Annotated in this window: 14 protein-coding genes; 9 read left to right on the top strand and 5 right to left on the bottom strand. The window is 72.3% G+C overall.

Annotation, left to right across the window (positions count from 1 at the left end; translation table 11 throughout):
* Nucleotides 1-40: 40 nt before the first annotated feature.
* Nucleotides 41-364 (top strand): hypothetical protein, encoded by a 324-nt coding sequence (locus tag NOSIN_RS12655; protein ID WP_227015319.1) that lies wholly within the window; start codon nt 41-43, stop codon nt 362-364.
* Nucleotides 365-436: 72 nt separating this feature from the next.
* Here the strand turns inward: NOSIN_RS12655 and NOSIN_RS12650 are convergent, their stop codons facing one another.
* Nucleotides 437-4,381, bottom strand: coding sequence for an MMPL family transporter (locus NOSIN_RS12650; protein WP_236743360.1), 3,945 nt, complete (start codon nt 4,379-4,381; stop codon nt 437-439).
* 34 nt (nt 4,382-4,415) lie between these two features.
* Nucleotides 4,416-5,126, bottom strand: coding sequence for a response regulator transcription factor (locus tag NOSIN_RS12645; RefSeq protein WP_077690931.1), 711 nt, complete (start codon nt 5,124-5,126; stop codon nt 4,416-4,418).
* A 237-nt stretch (nt 5,127-5,363) separates the two neighbouring features.
* Here NOSIN_RS12645 and NOSIN_RS12640 point away from each other — a divergent pair, with 237 nt between their 5' ends.
* The gene (locus NOSIN_RS12640) at nt 5,364-6,455 is read left to right on the top strand and encodes a TetR/AcrR family transcriptional regulator (RefSeq protein WP_077690930.1); all 1,092 of its coding nucleotides are present in this window, start codon (nt 5,364-5,366) and stop codon (nt 6,453-6,455) included.
* A gap of 37 nt (nt 6,456-6,492) precedes the next feature.
* On the opposite strand, the gene NOSIN_RS12635 is transcribed toward NOSIN_RS12640, so the two are convergent.
* Nucleotides 6,493-7,257: a hypothetical protein gene (locus NOSIN_RS12635; protein WP_143832927.1), complete on the bottom strand. Its 765-nt coding sequence runs from the start codon at nt 7,255-7,257 to the stop codon at nt 6,493-6,495.
* A 263-nt stretch (nt 7,258-7,520) separates the two neighbouring features.
* On the opposite strand from NOSIN_RS12635, the gene clpX reads away from it, so the two are divergent.
* A complete protein-coding gene (gene clpX / locus NOSIN_RS12630) occupies nt 7,521-8,816 on the top strand; it encodes an ATP-dependent Clp protease ATP-binding subunit ClpX (RefSeq protein WP_077690929.1) in 1,296 nt (431 codons plus the stop codon).
* 94 nt (nt 8,817-8,910) lie between these two features.
* Entirely contained in the window at nt 8,911-10,119 is a 1,209-nt protein-coding gene (locus tag NOSIN_RS12625) for a PP2C family protein-serine/threonine phosphatase (protein WP_077690928.1), read from the top strand.
* Nucleotides 10,120-10,177: 58 nt separating this feature from the next.
* On the opposite strand, the gene NOSIN_RS12620 is transcribed toward NOSIN_RS12625, so the two are convergent.
* Nucleotides 10,178-10,984: a cyclase family protein gene (locus NOSIN_RS12620; RefSeq protein WP_077690927.1), complete on the bottom strand. Its 807-nt coding sequence runs from the start codon at nt 10,982-10,984 to the stop codon at nt 10,178-10,180.
* A gap of 178 nt (nt 10,985-11,162) precedes the next feature.
* Here NOSIN_RS12620 and NOSIN_RS12615 point away from each other — a divergent pair, with 178 nt between their 5' ends.
* Entirely contained in the window at nt 11,163-12,842 is a 1,680-nt protein-coding gene (locus tag NOSIN_RS12615; protein WP_077690926.1) for a glycoside hydrolase family 13 protein, read from the top strand.
* Nucleotides 12,843-12,952: 110 nt separating this feature from the next.
* Here NOSIN_RS12615 and NOSIN_RS12610 read toward each other — a convergent pair whose 3' ends face one another.
* The gene (locus NOSIN_RS12610; RefSeq protein WP_077690925.1) at nt 12,953-13,174 is read right to left on the bottom strand and encodes a hypothetical protein; all 222 of its coding nucleotides are present in this window, start codon (nt 13,172-13,174) and stop codon (nt 12,953-12,955) included.
* Nucleotides 13,175-13,467: 293 nt separating this feature from the next.
* Here NOSIN_RS12610 and NOSIN_RS12605 point away from each other — a divergent pair, with 293 nt between their 5' ends.
* The 4 genes from NOSIN_RS12605 to NOSIN_RS12590 all read left to right on the top strand — a co-directional run bounded on the left by NOSIN_RS12605 (nt 13,468) and on the right by NOSIN_RS12590 (nt 17,430).
* A complete protein-coding gene (locus tag NOSIN_RS12605) occupies nt 13,468-14,499 on the top strand; it encodes an iron-siderophore ABC transporter substrate-binding protein (RefSeq protein ID WP_077690924.1) in 1,032 nt (343 codons plus the stop codon).
* An 8-nt stretch (nt 14,500-14,507) separates the two neighbouring features.
* Nucleotides 14,508-15,533 carry a FecCD family ABC transporter permease gene (locus tag NOSIN_RS12600; RefSeq protein WP_077690923.1) on the top strand — a complete coding sequence of 342 codons (1,026 nt, stop codon included), beginning with the start codon at nt 14,508-14,510 and terminating at the stop codon, nt 15,531-15,533.
* Nucleotides 15,534-15,619: 86 nt separating this feature from the next.
* On the top strand, nt 15,620-16,636 hold the full coding sequence (locus NOSIN_RS12595; protein ID WP_309232777.1) for a FecCD family ABC transporter permease: 1,017 nt from the start codon (nt 15,620-15,622) through the stop codon (nt 16,634-16,636).
* On the top strand, nt 16,633-17,430 hold the full coding sequence (locus tag NOSIN_RS12590) for an ABC transporter ATP-binding protein (RefSeq protein ID WP_077690921.1): 798 nt from the start codon (nt 16,633-16,635) through the stop codon (nt 17,428-17,430). The genes NOSIN_RS12595 and NOSIN_RS12590 overlap by 4 nt, the downstream gene beginning before the upstream one ends.
* Nucleotides 17,431-17,456: the final 26 nt, after the last annotated feature.

The following is a 17,456-nucleotide window of genomic DNA, read 5'->3' as shown; positions in this document are numbered from 1 at the left end:
GCCCTCCCCGGATGACCGCGGAGGGGACGGCGGCTGAACTGTGCGCCACCGCTTTCCGTGCCGTTCCACGGATCGCCGACACGCGTCCCTCCCGTACGCCGCACCAGTTCTCCGCGCACCATGCCCAGAAGGGAAGGACCACTGTCTGCTGCTACCGCCGCTGCTGCTGCCCGTCGGAGGGGACGAGCTGTTCCTGGACCACACGCGGCGCTTCGCCGCGGCCGCTGCGGGGACCGCAGCCGACGTCGACCTGTACGGGGGCACGCCGCACGCCTTCCACGCCACCGTGCTCGTCGAGGACCCGCCGCCGACCGGCCGCACCTTCCTCGCCCGTCTGGGTGAGCGGACGGACCGCCTCGGCTGACCAGGGGTCCCGCCCGTGACACGGACGCGCCCCCGCCCGGGATCCGGGCGGGGGCGACGGGAACGCGCAGGGTCAGCGCCGGGTTCCGGTCCCGGCGGTCTCCGGGGCCGGGTCGAAGGCGCGGGCGAGCTTCTCGCCCTCGATGTCGACCGGGGGCAGCAGCCGGCCCAGCCACCGGGGCAGCCACCAGGCGGCGCGGCCGAACAGCGACATCAGTGCCGGAACCAGCGTCATCCGCACCAGGAAGGCGTCCACCAGGACGCCCACGGCCAGCGCGAAGGCGATCGGCTTGATCATCTCGTCGTGGCCGAAGACGAACGACCCGAACACCGAGACCATGATCACCGCGGCCACCGTGACCACGCGCGCCCCCTGCCGGAAGCCCGTGACCACCGCCTCGCGGGCCTCGGCCCCGTGGGTGAACTCCTCGCGCATCCGCGAGACCAGGAAGACCTCGTAGTCGATGGCCAGGCCGAAGAGCACCCCCAGCAGCAGGATGGGCAGGAAGGCCAGCAGCGTCGGGGAGCTCTCCACGTTGAGCAGTTCCGCGCCGTGCCCCTGCTGGAAGACGGCCACGGTCAGGCCCAGCGCCGCGCCCGCGCTGAGGACGAACCCCAGGGCGGCCTTCAGCGGTACCAGCACCGAGCGGAACACCAGCATCATCAGGATCAGAGCCAGTCCCACGACGATGCCCAGGAACAGAGGCAGCGCCTCGTTGAGCCGTTCGGAGATGTCGATCCCCGCCGCGGTCGCCCCGGTGACCGAGACGGCCGCTCCGGTGTCGGCCTCCATCGCGCCGCGCTCGTCACGGATGTCGTGCAGCAGGTCCTCGGTGGCCGTGCTCGACGGCCCCTCCTCGGGCACCACCGTGATGATCGCCGTGTCCCCGGAGCCGTTGTAGGCGGGAGGGTAGACGTCCTCAACGCCGTCGAGCCCCTCCGCGCGCTCGGCGATCTCCTCGGCCGCGGCCTCACGGTCGGAGGCATCGCGCAGGTCGGCCACCAGCAGCAGCGGTGAGGCGTACCCGGGCCCGAACTCCTCGCTGACGATCTCGTAGGCCCGGCGCTGGGTGGTGTCCTCCGCGGCCGTGGAGTCGTTGGGCAGACCCAGGCGCAGGTCCGCCGCCGGAAGCGCGGCCGCACCCAGGGCCAGCACCACCGCGACCACGGGCAGCACCGGGTGGCGCACCAGCAACCGGGCCCACCTGCCGCTGAGCGTCTCCCCCGCGGTCAGCGAGGCCTCCGACCGGCGTCCCAGGACCGGCAGCCGCAGCGCGCCGATCCTGGTACCCAGGAATCCGAGGAGCGCGGGGAGCAGGGTGACCGCCCCCAGCACGGCGGTGAACACCGTCACCGAGGCGACCACGCCCATGACGCCGAGGAAGGGCACGCCCACCACGTTCAGGCCCACCAGGGCGATCATCACCGTGATCCCGGCGAACACCACGGCGCTGCCCGCGGTGCCGATCGCCCGCGCGGCCGACTCGTGCGGGTCCATGCCCTCGGCGAGCTGCTGGCGGTGGCGGGACAGGACGAACAGCGAGTAGTCGATGCCCACGGCGATGCCGATCATCACCGCCAGGATGGGCGCCGTGCTGGTCAGCTCCAGCACGGAGGCCAGGGAGAAGACGGAGGCCATGCCCAGGCCCACGCCGGCCAGGGCGATGAGGATCGGCATGCCGGCCAGGACCAGGGCCCCGAAGTTCAGGATCAGCACGATCAGGGCCACGACCACGCCCAGGGCCTCCCCGGCGCCCATGACCGGGGCTCCCATGGACAGCGACTGACCGCTGTGCTCCACCGTCAGCCCGGCGTCGCGTGCGGCGCCTCCGCTGTCCAGGACCGCCTCGACCGTGTCCTGGTCGACGTCGCCGTCGGGCTCCTTCAACTGCACCTGGAGCAGCAGCGCCCGCTGGCTGTCGGAGAACAGCGGGATCCGGCCGAGGGCCTCCTCCTCGTCGAAGGCTGGACTCTCCTCGGCGACCCTGCTCGCGGCCTCCTCTTCGGCCCGGGCGATGACGTCCTCCCGGCCGGGGGTCCCCTCGGGCACCTGCGCCCCGGCCTCCTGGCGGGCCAGGTCGCGCGCCTCCCGCTCGGCCTCGGCCAGGGCGTCGCCGTAGGCCTCGCGCGCGTCGGAGAGCAGGCCGAACGGGTTGGTGACGCCCTCCACGCCCTCGATGCCCCGGAGCTCCTCGGCGGTGGCGCCGACGGCCTCCCGGTACTCCTCCGAGTCCGTCAGGTCCTCGCCCTCCGGCGCCCGCACGACGACGGTGACCGTACCGCCGCCGCGCTCGGGGAAGCGTTCGGCGAGCATGTCCGCGGCTTCCTGGGACTCCGTGCCCGGGATCTCGAAGGTGTCGCTCATCGGTGTGCGGAAGGTCAGCGCCGCCGTGGCGGCGACCGCGATGAGCGCCAGCCACGCTCCGAGCACCCACCACCGCCTCCGGTAGGAGAAGGATCCGATTCGGTACAGCAGTGTCGCCATGCTCCGCCTCTCTCGTGTCGTGTTCCGGCCTCCGGCTCGGCGGACCGCGGGCCACGGATCCAGGCCACCGTGTCCGGATGAGGAGGACCTGCGAGGAGGATGAGAATCGGCTGAGAACCCGTCCGGCGGGGTGAGGTGTGCGTCACCGCCACCCTCCGGGTCCGCGCCGCGCGGGGGGAAGACGAGGGTCACGGTCGTGCCCTCCTCGACCGTGGAGCGCAGCCGGGCGTCGCCCCCGTGGGAGGCCATGACCGCCCTGACGATGGACAGCCCCAGCCCGCTGCCCTCGCGCTCGTGCGCGGACGGATCGCGGTAGAAGCGCTCGAACGCGAGGGCCGAGGACTCGGGGCCGATGCCCGGGCCGGAGTCGGAGACCTCCAGCACGGCCCGCCCGCCGACCCGTTCGAGGCGCACCACCGCGTCACTGTCGGAGGGCGTGTGGGTGAGCACGTTGGCCAGGACGTTGGCGAGGGCCTGGTGCAGGGAGTCCCGGTCCCCGGTGACCAGGCACTCGTCCCGCACGTCGGTGCGGACGAGGCGTTCGGGGGCCGCGGCGTGCGCGTCGGACACGCAGTCGCGCACCAGTTCCGCCAGCGACACCGCCGACGGCCGCGCGGAGGGCGCGGACCCGGCCCGCTCGTCGAGCCGCGACAGGTACAGGAGGTTCTCCACCAGGCGCGACATGCGCTCGGCCTCCGCCTGGGCCCGGGGCACCACGTCCGGGCGGTCGCGCATGGTGACCACGCCCTCGGCGAGCATCTGGAGGTAGCCGCGCACCACCGTGAGGGGTGTGCGCAGTTCGTGGGAGGCGTCCGCGGCGAAGCGGCGCATGCGCTCCTCCGACTCCGTCCTCGACCGGATCGCCGCTTGCAGGTGCGCGAGCATGCGGTTGATCGACACGGTCAGGCGCCCGGTCTCGGTGCGGATCCGGCTGGGGTCCACCGGGACCCGGCGGTCCGTGTCGCCGTCGGCGATCGCCTCGGCCGTGTCCACGACGTCGTCCAGCGGGCGCAGCCCCCAGCGCAGCACGGAGGAGGCGATGGATCCGAACACGGCCAGCAGCAGCACGGAGGTCACCGCGCCGGTCAGCACCAGGCGCCTGACGGCCGCCTCCACCGGCTCCAGGGACAGGGCCACCACCAGGCGCGCCTCGTGGCGGGGCAGCTCCATGTACATGACCCGGTAGGAGGAGCCCTCGTGCCCGACGGTCCGCGGGGCGCCCTCGTCCACCCGCCCGGTGACCGCGTCCAGCAGGGACGAGTCGAAGGTGGGGTCCCGGTGGACGACCGCGTCGGACTCGATCTCGACGAGGAGTTCCCGGGGCGCGCTCACGTCGCCGATCAGCGCCTCGGGGTCGTTGGCCAGGATCTCGTCCTGACGGGCGCGGACGAACTCGGCGATGATCTCCAGCTGCCCGTCCAGCCGGTCGGTCAGGTAGGCGCGCAGGGTGAGCACGCCGACGGAGACCACGATGGCCAGCGCCAGGGTGGTGACCGCCATGAGCAGGGCGATCAGCCTGGCGCGCAGGGTCACGGGGCCTCCACGGGGCCGGCCCGGCGCGGCGTGCTCACGCCTGCTCCCCGCGGTCGCGCATCGTGTAGCCGAAGCCCCGGTGCGTGTGGATGACGTTGGGCCCCAGCGCGTTGAGCTTGCGCCGCAGGTAGCCGATGTAGGTGTCGACGATGTTGGAGCTGCCGCCGTAGTCCGCGCTCCACACGTGGTCGATGATCTGCTCCCTGGAGAGCACCCGGCCCGCGTTGTCCATGAGGTGGAGGAGCAGTTCGTACTCGGTGCGGGAGAGGCGGACCGGCTCACCGGCGCGGCGGGCCTCGAACAGGTCCTGGTCCAGTTCGACGTCGTCCACGCGAAGGACGCGGCGCGCGGGAGGCCCGTGTTCCTCGGTGCTGGGCCGCAGACGGCGCAGGACGGCGCGGACACGGGCGACCAGCTCGTCCATCTCGAACGGTTTGGTGATGTAGTCGTCGCCCCCGTAGGTGAGCCCGGCGATGCGGTCGCCCGGGGCGTCGCGCGCGGTCAGGAAGACGATGCCGGTGTCGGGCCTGGCCGCGCGGACCTCCTGGCACAGCGTGTAGCCGTCCCCGTCGGGCAGCATGACGTCGACCACCAGCAGGTCGGGGTCGTGTTCGGCCAGCGCGCGGCGCGCCCGCCCCAGGGACGTGGCCGTCACCACGTGGAAGCCGTGGAAGCCCAGGACCGTGGCGACGAGGTCGACGATGTTGGGCGCGTCGTCCACCACGAGGATGGTGTTCTTGCTCATCGGCCCCCATCGAACCAGGGCAACATGAGAGATCCCTGAGAAACACACCGTTCGAGCCGCGGACCTTCCCGGGGCGCGGTCGGCCGGCGCGGGGTCCGAGCGTGTGACCGCTGCCCTGGAGTGCGCCCGTGCTGGTCGGCGCGTTCCCGGATGATGCCGGTATCGGGATTCTCCGTGTATCCGGGTGGCCGGGGCATCTCGCCGTAGGATGGGCGGACGCCGAAGCGAGGGAGGACGATGGCCCGGCTCACGAGGGCGCAGCGGCAGGCCCGCAACCGGACGCGCGTACTGGCCGCGGCCGGGGAGGAGTTCGCCGAACACGGCTTCCGCGACGCCAAGATCGACCGCATCGCCGAGCGCGTCGAACTCACCCGGGGCGCGGTCTACTCCAACTTCCCCGGCAAGCGGGCCCTGTACTTCTCGGTCCTGGCCGAGGCGGCCGAACGCACGGCCGAGACCGCCCGTCCCGACCCCGGGCACACCGCCCGCACCGCGCTGGGCGCCCTCGCCCGCGCCTGGGTCTCCCGGCTCCCCGTCACCGACGCGGCCCTGCGGATCGGCGCCGGGCTCACCCCCGAGATCCTGGCCGACGAGTCCACCCGTCAGGCCTTCTCCCAGCTCATGCGGTTGGACGCCGTCCTGCTCGCGCTGTCCCTGGAGGCACTGGAGGAACCTCCCGGGACCGGTGGCCGCCGGGTACGGGTGGCCGAGGCCGTGCTCACCACCCTGTACGGAACCAGTCAGATGGTCGGTGTCGCGCCGGGGTTCGTCGACCCCTTCACCGTGGTCCGCGCCTGCGAGCGGCTGGCCGACCTGGACGTGGCCGACGCCTGGCCGCCGCCGCACGTCGCGCACACCGCCCCGGCCCTGCCCGCCGACGAGGACTGGTCACCGCCGGAGGCCTTCGACGCGATCCGGCGCCGGGCCGTGTCCCTCGCCGAGGACGGGACCGTCGTGGTGCTGGGCACACACCGCCTGGAGGCCGTGGAGGAGGCGGTGCGCTCCGCTCCCGCCGGGACGGCCGTGACCGCCGTGGTGGTCACCGACGACCCGGCCGTGCGGATTCCGCTGGCCCGGACGGCGGTGGCCGACCTGTGCGGCTGTCTGCGCCAGGCCTTCCCGGAGAGGGCCTGGCCGGAGCTGCGCCTGGTGTACGACGCGTCCGGTGAGATCGCCGCCGCGGTGGGCGTGCGGCGGGTCGGCGACACCACCGAGTCCGCCGTCCGCGTCCGTGCCGGGCGGATCGTGGCCCGTTCCGACGCCCGCGGCGCCGGCCACGCCGCCGCCTCCTTCGCGCCGGCCCCCGGCGCGGAGGCGGGCTGCCGGTAGACGGGCGCGGGCGCCGGAAGGCGCCGTTCCCCGCCCGTCACCGGGAGGAGCCCCCCTCCGGGGGCCGACCGCCCGGAGCGCGCGGCGACCGCGTCCCCCGCGGGCCCGTGCCCGAGACGCGGGCCCGCGCCGCCTCGGCGGAGCCGAACCCCGCCAGCGCCCAGGCCGCGACCTCGCCGCGGGGCACACCCGCGTCCCACCACTCGCACATGAGCGACAGGGCGTCGCGGCCCTCACCGGCCAGCGACGCGCCCTCCCCCGGGGAGAACCCGACCGCCCGGTACACCCGGGCCTGCGCGGGGTCCACCCCGGCACGGGCCCACGGCACGGCGTCGGCGCCGTGCCACCCCGTGTCCAGGTAGGCGCGCGCGGTGGCCGCGGTCACCCCCGCCGACAGCAGGGCGGTCATGGTCTCGGCCTGTTCCTCGCTCAGGTCCAGGCCGGGGACCCGCCGGACGGGCAGCAGGGCCCGCAGCCGCCGCCGGGGCCGGGGGCGCTCGCCGGCCAGGTGCCGTTCGGCCGCCTCGGCGGGGGAGTAGCCCAGTTCGTGCCAGCGCACGGCGTCCCGCGGGGTCATCCCCGCGCGGAGCATGGGCCGGACCGTGTACGGGGTCGTTCCGGCGGCGCGCCACTCCATGGCGGGGCCGGGCCGGTACACGCCGCTGCCCCGCCAGCGCTCGGCGTCGCCCAGCGCGAATCCGGCGTCGATCCAGCGGCGGGCGTCCGCGACGGTGAAACCGCGTGCGGTCCACAGGCGTAGGTCCTCGGGTTCGGGCTCGTGGTCGTCGAACGCGACGGTCATGGTCTCCTCCGGGCGTCGTCCCTGGTGGGGGAGTGGTCCCTCCCCTGGTTGTCAACCTAGGTTGACGCCACGGAAAAGTCAATCGAGGTTGACTGCCGGCGGTGCGGGCGGATCCGGCCCGGCCGGCGAGGGGGCGACGGCGCTGCTTTGCGGCCCGCCCCGGCAGGGGATACCTTGAGATTTCGGATGTTGAGATCATCTGGCCTCGGGGGGCGACCCCGCCGATCCACCCGGGCGAGGCCCGCGTGAGGAGAACGTTTCTAGTGACACGCACCGGTGCCAGCGGGCCCCTGCTCAAGTGCTCGTTCTGCGGCAAGGACCAGAGCGAGGTCCGCAGACTCATCGCCGGCCCGGGCCACATCTGTATCTGCGACGAGTGCGTCGGCCTGTGCAACGAGATCATGGAGGAGGACGAGCACGTCCTCCCGTCCGGGGACGAAGGGGACGCGCTTCCCAAGCCGCGGGAGATCTATGAGTTCCTGGATTCGTATGTGATCGGTCAGGATCAGGCGAAGAAGGCGTTGTCGGTGGCGGTGTACAACCACTACAAGCGTGTGCGTTCTGAGGGTGACCGGTCCGGGGACGAGGGTGTGGAGATCGCCAAGTCCAACATCTTGTTGTTGGGTCCCACGGGTTCGGGGAAGACGTTGTTGGCGCAGACGTTGGCTCGGATTCTGAATGTGCCGTTCGCGATCGCCGATGCCACGGCGCTGACCGAGGCGGGGTATGTGGGGGAGGATGTGGAGAACATCCTGCTCAAGTTGATCCAGGCGGCGGACTATGACGTGAAGAAGGCCGAGACGGGGATCATCTACATCGATGAGGTCGACAAGGTCGCGCGTAAGAGTGAGAATCCCTCGATCACGCGTGATGTGTCGGGTGAGGGTGTGCAGCAGGCGTTGTTGAAGATCCTGGAGGGGACGACGGCGAGTGTGCCGCCTCAGGGTGGGCGCAAGCATCCGCATCAGGAGTTCATTCAGATCGATACGACGAATGTGTTGTTCATCTGTGGTGGTGCGTTCGCGGGGTTGGAGAAGTTGATCGAGTCGCGGACGGGTCAGCAGGGGATGGGGTTCAACGCGGTGTTGCGGCCTCAGGGTGAGGCTGGTGGGTCGGCGTTGTTCGGTGAGGTGATGCCGGAGGATCTGTTGAAGTTCGGGATGATTCCGGAGTTCGTGGGTCGGTTGCCGGTGATCACGAGTGTGCATGATCTGGATCGTGAGGCGTTGATCCGGATTTTGACGGAGCCGCGGAACGCGTTGGTGAAGCAGTATCAGCGGTTGTTCGAGTTGGATGGTGTGGAGTTGGAGTTCACGCCGGATGCTTTGGACGCGATTGCTGAGCAGGGGATTATTCGGGGGACGGGTGCGCGTGGGTTGCGGGCGATCATCGAGGAGGTGTTGTTGTCGGTGATGTATGAGGTGCCTTCTCGTGAGGATGTGGGGCGGGTGATCATCACGCGGGAGTCGGTGCAGGAGCATGTGAATCCCACGATCGTGCCGAGGGCCAAGACACGCCGCACCCGCCGCGACCAGGAGCGCCGCGACCGGTCGGCCTGACCCGCGCGGGAGTCGGGCCGGCGCGCCGGACACGCGCGCCCGGCACCTTCGCCGCCCGTGCTCACGGTGTGAGACTGCTGGGGGAGGCGGGCACATGGACGGTATGATCCCGGTCAGCGAGAACGAGGTGCTGTTCGAGGACCTGGTCAGGTCCGTGCACGACTGCGCCCCGATCGAGGTCCTGGAACTGGCGAACCGCTACGGCGAGCGGATCGGGCTCAGCGGCATCACCCTGTACCTGACCGATCTGCAACAGCGCCTCCTCATCCCCCTGACCGGGGGTCCGGCCCTGGGCGTCGACGCCACCATGGCCGGGGAGGCCTACCGGTCCGAGACGCTGCGGTTGGGCGAGGACGACGGGGAGCTGAGCCTGTGGCTGCCCCTGCGCGACGGCGCCGACCGCATGGGCGTACTGAACGTCAGGACGCCGCTGCTGGACGAGCCCACCCTGCGCCGCTGCCAGGCGCTCGCCTCGCTGCTGGCCCTGACCGTCACCTCCAAGCGCGCTTACAGCGACACCTACGTCCTTCGCACCCGCACCCGGCCGGTGGAGCTGCGCACCGAGATGCTGCGGGCCTTCCTGCCCCCGCGCACCCTCGGCACCTCGCGCGGGGTGTCCACCGCCGTGCTCGAACCCGCCTACGAACTGGGCGGCGACGCCTTCGACCACTCGATCACCCAGGACGTCCTGCACGCCACCATCCTCGACGCGATGGGCCACGACCTGGCCTCCGGACTGACCGCCTCGGTGGCCATGGCCGGGGCCCGCGGCGCCCGGCGCAACGGCGCCGACCTCGCCGAACTGACCGCCAGCGTCGAGAAGGCGCTCACCGACTGGCTGCCCGAGCGGTTCTGCACGGCGGTCTTCACCACCCTGAACCTGTCCACCGGCGAGTTCGCCTGGGTCAACTGCGCCCACCCCGCGCCCCTGCTCCTGCGGCACGGCCGCCTGCTGGAGGACGCACTGGAGCGGGCCCCGGAGGTTCCGCTCGGCCTCGGCGAGGTCCTGGCCGCCGAGCCGCGCACCGTGCACCGGATCCAGCTCGAACCCGGCGACCGGGTCCTGCTCCACACCGACGGGGTGACCGAGGCGCACGACAGCGAGGGGCGGATGTTCGGCCCCGAGCGGTTCGCCGACTTCGTCATCCGGGCCACCGCCGCCGACGAGCCGGCCCCCGAGACGCTGCGGCGCCTGATCCACGCCATCCACGACCACCAGCACGGCAGCTTCACCGACGACGCCACCATGATGCTGCTGGAGTGGCACCCCGACGACGGTGTGCCCCGCCCCCGGACCGGCTGAGCACGCCTCTCGCCCGCGCCGGAGCCAGGTGGCGCACCGGAGCCGGACCGGTACCGGGTCAGTACATGGCCAGCACCCTGCTCGGCCCGCCGGAGGCGTCCAGGCCCGGCATGACCCCGATGCTGAGCAGCGCCCCGCTCGGCGGCAGCCGTTCCAGACCGGTCAGGGCCTCCAGCCCCCACCGGTCGGCGCGTCCCACCGCCTCGTGCGCGGGAAAGTCGGTGGAGACACCCGGATCGGTGCTCAGGGTGTCCACGCCCACCCCGGCGACACCGCGCTGGGAGACCAGGAACTCACAGGCCTCGGGACCGAACCCGGGAAAGTGCCAGGAGCCGTCCTCGGCCACACCGCGCACCGCCTCGTCGCCCCGGGCCCAGCGGGCGCTCCACCCCGAGTGCATCAGCACGGCCGCCCCCTCGGGCACCCGTCCGTGTACCCGCTCGAAGGCCAGGACGTCCTCCACCTCCACCGTGGTGTCGGGGTCCTCGGCGGCGCGGGCGCGGATGTCGATCACCGCGGCCGGGGCGACCAGTTCGTGCGGCTGGATGTCCGGGACCAGACGCCCGCCGCCGATCACGTGCCCCGGCGCGTCCAGGTGCGTGCCCGAGTGCTCGGTGAGGGTCCACCGCTGCAGGTAGAAGCCGAACTCCCCCTTAGGCACGGGATCGCCGAGGCTCTCCCGCCGGGGCTTCTCCTCGTCCCAGGAGGGCATCGACGGCGAGAGCACGTGGCTGAGGTCGACCACCCTTCGAAAGCCCGTCGGCCACGGGCGGGGCTCGGTCGGCGCGCCGGGTGGTCCGGCGGGGGGCGACGTGGTGCGGCCGCTCCGCGAGCGGACGGTCTCGCCGGTTCCGTGCAGGCACATGGGGACCCCTTCATCTCGTGTGTCCCCTTTCGTATGCCCCGCCGCGGCGGCCCGGCAACCCGGGCCCCGACCGCCGGTGTCGGCCGACACCGTGCCGGGTACGTGCCGCTACGGGGTCCGCCGACGGCTCCGGTTCCCGGCGGGCCCGCCCCTCGCCGATCCCTACCGGAGGACGTCCATGGCTCCGAAGCGCGGTACCGACTGGTGGAAGTCCAGCGTCGTCTACCAGGTCTATCCGAGCAGCTTCAACGACAGCGACGGCGACGGCGTGGGCGACCTGCCCGGTGTCATCGAACGGCTCGACTACCTGGAACTGCTCGGCGTGGACGTGGTGTGGCTGTCACCGGTCTATCCCTCCCCCTGGGACGACAACGGCTACGACATCAGCGACTACCTGGACATCCACCCCATGTTCGGCACCCTGGCCGACTGGGACCGGCTGCGCGACGGGCTGCACGAGCGCGGCATGCGTTTGATGATGGACCTGGTGGTCAACCACACCAGCGACGAGCATCCCTGGTTCATCGAGTCCCGCGCCTCGAAGGACTCCGACAAGAGGGACTTCTACTTCTGGCGGCCCGGCCGCGGCGGCGGCCCGCCCAACAACTGGGGCTCGGTCTTCTCCGGTCCCGCCTGGACCTACGACGAGGCCACGGGCGAGTACTACCTGCACCTGTTCACCCGCCGCCAGCCCGACCTGAACTGGGAGAACCCCCGGGTGCGGGCGGCCGTGCACGACGTGGCGCGCTGGTGGCTGGACCGGGGCGCCGACGGCTTCCGCATGGACGTGATCAACTTCGTCTCCAAGACCCCGGAACTGCCCAGCGGCCCGTTGGCGGCCACGAGCGGTCACGGTGTCTTCACCGACTACGCCGTCAACGGCCCGCGCCTGCACGAGTTCCTGCACGAGCTGCACCAGGAGGTGTTCGCGGGCCGCGACGTGCTCACCGTCGGCGAGATGCCCAGGGTGGGAGTGGAGCAGGCCCTGCTGCACACCATGGTCGAGCGGCGCGAGCTGAGCATGGTCTTCCAGTTCGAGCACGTGAACCTCGACCACGGGCCCGGCGGCAAGTTCGACCCCCGCCCCCTGGACCTGGTCCGCCTCAAGGAGTCCCTCAACCGCTGGCAGGCGGGGCTGGGGGAGTCGGGGTGGAACAGCCTGTACTGGAACAACCACGACCAGCCCCGGGCGGTGTCGCGCTTCGGCGACGAGGCCCACCGCGTGGAGTCGGCCAAGGCGCTGGCCACCACCCTGCACATGATGAAGGGCACCCCGTACGTCTACCAGGGCGAGGAACTGGGCATGACCAACGCCCACATGGCCGACATCGCCGACTACCGGGACGTGGAGACGCTCAACCACCACCGCGCCATGGTGGAGACGGGAAGAGTGAACGAGGGGACCGCCATGGCGGCCGTCGCCCGTATGAGCCGGGACAACGCGCGCACACCCGTGCAGTGGGACGCCTCGCCGGGCGCCGGGTTCACCACGGGCACCCCGTGGATCGGGATCAACCCCAACCACACGCAGATCAACGCGGAGGCCGCCGTCGCCGACCCGGACTCGGTGTTCCACTACTACCGGCGCCTCATCGCGCTGCGCAAGGAGCACCCGGTCATCGTGCACGGCAGGTTCGAGCCCCTGCTGGAGGAGGACCCGGCAGTGTACGCCTACACGCGCACACTCGACGGCCGGGTGCTGCTGGTGACGGCGAACTGGAGCTCGGACACGGTGCCGTTGGAACTGGACCCCTCGGTCGCCAGGCGCGACCCGGTGCGCCTCATCGGCAACTACCCCGACGAGGGGGCCTTCGCGCCGCTGCGGCCCTGGGAGGCCCGCGTCCACCTGGGGAGCTGACACCGGGCACCTGTCGACGGGGACCCGGAAGGCGCACGGAGCGCCCTCGGGGCCCCCGACCGGGCGTGCGCACTGGCTGTCCGCGGGACCGCGGACAGCCGGACGGCGCACTACTTCTTCCTGTGCTCCTCCATCTGGAGGGCGAGGCCGATCGCGAAGAACGTCGGGGGCCACTCCCCGATGAAGATCCCCCACCGGTCGGCGCGGTCCAGGCCGGCGTTCTCCTGCTTCTTGGAGACGGTCCAGCTCAGGAAGGAGAGGCCGATGGAGGCGAATCCGGCTGCGTAGGCCATCTCGGACTTGACGCCCATCTCGGAAAGCTTGGAGATCATGCTGCTCCTCAGTGGTGGTGGAACGGAACGTTCCTCCGGCCACTGCCCAGGCCGGGCTCCGGAAAGCTCCACGGCAGGTCAAGGTTGTGCCAGGTGCCGTGCAGGGACACGGGCGGCACCCCCTCTTCGAATTCAGAACTTTTGAAATCCACCTGAGGTGAGGTTAGACTAACCTTGGTTCTGTCGGGATTCTCCCGTTCTGTCCTCCGTGTTCCCCCTCGGGATCCCCCTGCGCGGAAACGGTGCGCCGGCCGCGGCGCGCCTCTCCCCGCAACGAAGAAAGCAGCGTGAGCATGACCTCCATCCCTCGCCGCCTCAGCGGCATCGGACTCACCATGGTCCTCGCCCTCAGCCTCGCCGCGTGCGGCGGCACCCCCGAGGAGGACGCCGGCGGGAGCGGCGGCGACGCCGGCGGCGAGTTCCCGGTCAGCATCGAGAGCGCCCTCGGAACCGCCGAGATCCCCGAGCGGCCCGAACGCGTGGTCACCCTCGGCCAGGGCTCCGCCGAGACCTCCATCGCCCTGGGCGTCGTGCCGGTGGGCATGGAGAGCTACGAGTGGGGCAGTGACGAGACCGGCTACCTGCCGTGGATCCACGAGGCCGTCACCGAGGCGGGTGAGGAGCTGCCCACCCAGTTCGCCGGAGCCCAGGACATCGACTTCGAGGCCGTCATCAAGCTGGAGCCCGACGTCATCCTCGCCCCCTGGTCCGGTGTCACCCAGGAGCAGTACGACATCCTGAGCGACATCGCCCCCACGGTCGCCTACCCCGACCTGCCCTGGAGCACCGACTGGGACCAGCAGATCGAGATCATCGGGGAGGCGCTGGGCCAGCCCGAGGAGGCACGGGGCCTCATCGAGGACATCGAGTCCCGGTTCGAGGAGGCCAAGGCGGCCAACGAGCAGTTCGCCGACCTGACCTTCTCCTACGTCTACACCGACGGCCCCGGGACCCTCGGGGTGTTCCTGCCCGACGAGCAGCGCGTCGCCATGGTCCGCGGACTGGGCCTGACCGTCGACCCGGTCGTGGAGACCCTCCCCGAGACGGAGGGCACCGACTCGGCCGTCATCGGCCTGGAGAACGCCGACAAGCTCTCCGACAGCGACCTGGTCTTCACCTTCTACACCGACGCCGAGACCCGCGCCGAGATCGAGGCCCAGGAGCTGTACGCGTCCATCCCCGCCATCGAGAGCGGCGCGGTGGTCGCGGCCGAGGACACCTCCTTCGTCACCGCCTCCTCGATCATCAACCCGCTGACCGTGCCCTGGGTCATCGAGCGCTACGTGCCCATGATCGAAGAGGCCGCCGCGAACGTGGAGGACTGACCGCCCCCATGGTCAGGGTGAAGACACAGACGGAACCGCACCGGACGGGTCCCGCCCGCGCCGTGCTCGTGCTCGGCGCGGGCGCCGCGGCCCTGGCCGGAGCGGTCCTCCTCAGCCTCGTCATGGGCAGCAGGCCCACCCCGCTCCCGGAGGTGTGGGCGGTGTTCACCGGCGGAGCGGACCCCTTCGTCGCCACCGTGGTGGAGAGCCGCTACCCGCGCACCCTCCTGGGCGTGGTCGCCGGGGCCGCCCTGGCCCTGGCGGGCACCCTCATGCAGGGCATCACCCGCAACCCCCTCGCCGACCCCGGCCTGCTGGGCGTCAACGCCGGTGCCGCCGCCGCGGTGGTCACCGCCACCGCCCTGTTCGGCTCCACCTCGGTCGCGGGCACCGTCTGGTGGGCGATGCCGGGGGCCCTGGCCGCCGGACTGGCCGCCTACACGGTGGGCAGCCGGGGCGGCGACGGCGGCATGGTCCGCCTGGTCCTGGCGGGAGCGGTGGTCTCCGCCGTGCTCACCGCCTACGTCCAGGCCGTGGCGCTGAGCCTGCCCGAGACCTTCGAGAGCTACCGCTACTGGGTGGTCGGCTCCCTGGGCGGACGCGGCTACGACGTCGTCTGGTCCGTGCTGCCCGTCATCGGGGTCGGCACCGCGCTGGCACTCCTGGTCTGCGGCGGCCTCAACGCCCTGGCCCTGGGCGAGGAGGCCGCGATCGCCACCGGGGCCAACACCCTGTGGACCCGTTCCGCCGGGCTGATCGCGGGCACCATGCTCGCCGCCGGCGCCACCGCGGCCGCCGGACCCATCGCCTTCGTCGGCCTGGCCGTACCCCACGTGGTACGCGCCCTGATCGGCGTCGACTTCCGTCTGCAGGTGCCCTTCGCCCTGCTCGTGGGCCCCACCCTGCTGCTGGCGGCCGACGTCGTCGGCCGCACGATCGTGCGGCCCACCGAGCTCATGGTCGGCGTGGTCACCGCCTTCGTCGGCGCTCCCGTACTGCTGTACGCGGTCCGCAGGATGCGGAGTACCTCATGACGCGAACCACCCCCTCCTCCCCGAAGGCGGCACCGCGGACCCGGGCCGGGGAGCCGCCCGGGCGGGCGGCCGCCTCCTCCCCGCCCGTGCTGAGGCTGGGACCGGTCGCACTGCCCGTCCACCCGCGCTCGCTGCTGTGGGCGGCCGTGCTCCTGCTGTTCCTGGCCGCCGCCGCGGCCGCCACCCTCTCCACGGGCGATCTCGGCGTCCCCCTCACCCGCCTGCCGGCCGTCGTGGCCGGCGCGGGCGAGGCCACCGAGACCTTCGTCCTCGAACGGCTGCGCGGCCCCCGCCTGACGGTGGCCGTGGGCACCGGCGCCGCCCTGGGCCTGGCGGGCGCGCTCTTCCAGTCCGTCACCCGCAACCCCCTGGGCAGCCCCGACGTCATCGGCCTGGGCGCCGGCGCCGGGGCGGGCGCGGCCTTCGCGGCCCTCGTCCTGCCCGGTGTCGTTCCCGTGCCGCTGGGCGCCCTGGCCGGTGCCGCACTGGCCATGGTCGTCGTGGCCACGGCGACCGGGACCGGCCTGCGCCACCCCGGCCGCCTGATCGTCGCCGGTATCGGCGTGGCCGCCATGGCGCAGGCCTTCACCCACTTCGTGGTGTCGGTCATGGCCCGCGACCAGGCCAGCATCCTGTCCGCCTACGTCAACGGCAGCCTGGGCGCCCGTTCCTGGGAACACGCCCTCACCATCTGGGCGGTCCTGATCCTGGTCCTGCCCCTCGTGGCGGCGCTGGCCGGACCGGTCACCGTCAACGAGATGGGCGACGAGCTCGCCGACGCCCTGGGCGCGAGGGCGGCCCCCACCCGCACCGCCGCCGTCGCCGTGTCGGTGGTGCTCTCCGCCGCCGCGGTGAGCGTGGCCGGCCCGATCGCGTTCGTGTCCCTGACCGCGCCGCAGATCGCCCGCAGGCTCTCCACCGCGCCGGGCCCCAACCTCGCCCTGTCGGCGCTGGTGGGAGCGCTGTTGCTGGTGGCCGCCGACCTGGTCGTGCAGCAGTCCCCGGTCGGCGACGGACTGCCGGTCGGAATCTTCACCATGGCGTTCGGCGGCGTGTATCTGGGTTACCTGTTGGTTCGTGAATGGCGAAGGGGTGTGCTGTGAGTCCGGTGCTGTCCGCGGAGGACCTGACCCTGGGGTACGGGGCCGAGCCGGTCGTACGCGACCTGTGCCTGGAGGTGGGCGACGGAGACTTCACCGTCATCGTCGGCCCCAACGGATGCGGCAAGTCCACACTGCTCAAGGCCCTGGGCCGGGTGAACAAGCCCATGTCGGGCAGGGTGCTCCTGCGCGGACGGGACGTGCGCGGCCAGCGCGCCAAGGCGGTGGCCCGGCAACTGGCGCTGCTGCCGCAGAGCCCGGTCGCCCCCGAGGGCATCACCGTGCGGGCGCTGGCCGCGCGCGGACGCTTCCCCCACCACACGCTGGTGCGGCAGTGGAGTCCGCAGGACGAGACGGCGATCCGGAGCGCGCTGGAGCTCACAGGACTGGCCGGCCTGGCCGACACCCAGGTGGGCTCCCTCTCGGGCGGGCAGCGCCAGCGCGCTTGGGTGGCGATGGTCCTGGCCCAGGACACCGGCATCCTCCTGCTGGACGAGCCCACCACCTACCTGGACATCGCCCACCAGTACGACCTGCTGGAGCTGTTCGCCGACCTGCACCGGCAGGGGCGCACGGTGGTCGCGGTCCTGCACGACCTGGCCCAGGCCGCCCGGTTCGCGACCCGCCTGGTGCTGATGGACCGGGGCCGGGTGGTCGCCGACGGCCCTCCGGAGCAGGTGGTGACCGCGCGCATGGTGGAGGAGGTGTTCGGGCTGGCCTGCGACGTGGTGCCCGACCCGCGCACCCGCACGCCCCTGGTCATCCCGCACGAACGCGCCCCGTCGCGGCCGCGGTGACCCGGCCGGCGTTCGACGGCCGACCG

Origin of the sequence: Nocardiopsis sinuspersici (assembly GCF_001998325.1) — a bacterium.
In the GTDB taxonomy this organism is placed as follows: domain Bacteria; phylum Actinomycetota; class Actinomycetes; order Streptosporangiales; family Streptosporangiaceae; genus Nocardiopsis; species Nocardiopsis sinuspersici.
This window is presented reverse-complemented; position numbering and strand designations above follow the sequence as displayed.